The sequence below is a fragment of the Mycobacterium sp. TH-M82 genome, from assembly GCF_057473605.1.
Genome location: NZ_JBYCKY010000393.1, coordinates 1 through 2,282 on the forward strand (window position 1 = coordinate 1; position 2,282 = coordinate 2,282).

Sequence of the window (2,282 nt, forward strand, 5' to 3'; positions counted from 1 at the left end):
CCAGCCCGCGCTGGCCAGCGTCGCAGGAGCGGTGGCCGCCGGGGTGGCCGCGGACCACGTCGCCGGTACCGACAACCCGCCGACTCCAGAGGCCTGGCCGATACTCGCCAGCACCGGCGTGCCGCCGAAGCCGGCGGTGGCCGCCGGTGCCACGGCGTGCACCGGGAACGTTGCCGCCAAGCCGGCACCCAAGGCGGCGCCCAAACCGTCGATACCGGCAATACCCGCGCCGTGGGCATTGGCCAGACCGACCCCGGCGGAAATACCCGCGAACATGTTCCAGGCACCGATGTTCCCCGCCATGCCGAGCAGGGTCTGACTACCGTTCCAAATCCCGATATTCTCCGTCGAGTTAATGAGATCTGTCAGGAAAGCGGATCCCGCCAGCGGGGACGCGAGCCCCTGCACGGTGTTGGGCAGGGCCGCGACCAGCTGCGACAGCCCGGTCTGCGTGCCGGTGGTTGAACCAGCTGCCTGGGCGACCGCGGCGGCCTGGCCGGCCAGCCCGGACGGGTTCGTGGTCTGTGTCGGCGAGGTCAGCGGCTTCAGTACCGCGGCGCTCGCCGAGGACGCCGCATAGTTGTACATCGCGGCGGCGTCCTGGACCCACATTTCGCCGTAGCTGGCCTCAGTGGCCGCGATCGCGGCGGTGTTCTGCCCCAGGAAGTTCGTCGCGACCAGCGCCGCCAGCTGAGCCCTGTTAGCGGCTATCGCAGGCGGCGGCACCGTCATCGCAAACGCTGCTTCGTAGGCGGCCGCCGATGACATCGCTTGGGCGGCAGCTTGTTCAGCGGCCGCGGCGGTGCGGTGCAGCCACGCCACATACGGTTCGACCGCAGCGGCCATCGCTGTGGACGCCGGACCTAGCCACTGTTCGCCGGTCAGCGCTGAGATCACCGACTGGTAGGAAGACGCCGTGGTAGTCAACTCGGCGTCCAGCGCGTTCCATGCGGCTGCGGCGGCCATCATCGGTCCCGACCCGGGGCCGGCGTACATCCGTGCGGAGTTGACCTCCGGGGGCAATGCTGCAAAGTCCATTTCTTTAATTCCTTTTCGTTGTCGTCGATTTCGTGTTTGACCTGTGGATTGGTTAGCTCATATAACCGCTGGGCGTGGCATCACGGTGGGTTTGACGCCGTAGCGTGGTGTACCGAAGCCGAAGCCTCCGCGCCCTGCCGAGGCCACCGAGGGCACTCCAGCGGGCATGGTCGGCACCGCTGTGCTGTGTGGGCCGGGGGCGGTCCAGCCCGCACCCGCCAGCGTCGCGGGCGCACCACTGGATGTCGGCATGACCTGCCCGGCCCAACTGGGTGGCACCGACAACGCACCGACCGAGGGAGCCTGGCCCGCACTCGCCAGCACCGGCGTACCGCTAAACCCTGCGGGGTTGGCCGGCTCCACGGTGCTCGTCAGCGCCGCTGTACCCAAACCGCCCGCGGCGGTCTCGGCGCTGGCGGCAGCCAATGCACCGGGAGCCAGGAAGCCGGAGCTGCCAAGCTGGAGCAAGTCGGACGCCGCTGAACCGAAATTCGACACCTGCATCGCGCCGATGATGCCGCTGTTACTTACCGAGGCGGGTAGCAGCCCGTACGACCCGTTCCCAGTCAGAAAGTTGATGAGGTCCGAAAGCCACGACCCGGACGAACCGCCACCGGCGGCGTTGGCGGCCTCGGTGGCGTCATACGAGGCGGCGCTGGTGCGCAGAGTGTGCACAAACATCTGATGAACCGCGCCTGCCTGGGCGCTGACCTGTTGGTAGAGGTTGCCGTAGGCAGCGAACTGGGTCGCCTGCAGCGCCGAGACTTCGTCGGCGGCCGCAGGAACCACACCGGTCGTCGGGGCTTCTGCCGCCGCGTTCTGGGCGGCCATCGCCGAGCCGATTCCCTGCAGGCTGGCCGCCGCAGCCGTCAACGCCTCAGGGTGGGTCGTTACGAAAGACATGACTTCTCCTCACTTTTCCTCATAGAAAACGAGCTGACCCTTATGGGCCAACCAGTGCAGGGTAGGACTACTTTGGTTGCGCGGTCGCCAACAGTCCGCCGTACACAGCCAGACTTGTATACGTGGTTGTGATACCTCGCGGCCGAACTTTAACGATATGTTGACGCCAGCTGCCGGCGTCGTGAGAAATACCGGGTCACGCGCCAAGGCGCTGTCGGAGGTCCGCAGACTCGACGCCCAGAGCAGAGCGCGGGGGGGCCCCCCCGGGGGGGGGGGGGGGGCCCGGGGGGGGGGGGTGGGGGGGGGGGGGGGGGGTTTTTTGGGGGGCGGGTGCCGGGGGG

The 2,282-nt window shown here is 68.1% G+C and carries 2 protein-coding genes; both read right to left on the reverse strand.

The features are described 5' to 3' along the window. Positions 1–1,038: PPE family protein (locus AC2VON_RS12185; protein ID WP_486953199.1), on the reverse strand; the 1,038-nt coding region annotated here is incomplete at its 3' end. Positions 1,039–1,095: 57 nt separating this feature from the next. Next, positions 1,096–1,941, reverse strand: coding sequence for a PPE family protein, SVP subgroup (locus AC2VON_RS12190; protein WP_486953200.1), 846 nt, complete (start codon positions 1,939–1,941; stop codon positions 1,096–1,098). Positions 1,942–2,282 lie beyond the last annotated feature (341 nt).

Coding starts and splice junctions, on each gene's coding strand:
- AC2VON_RS12190 (WP_486953200.1), bottom strand. CDS start 1,941: ATGTCTTTCGTAACGACCCACCCTGAGGCGTTGACGGCTGCGGCGGCC.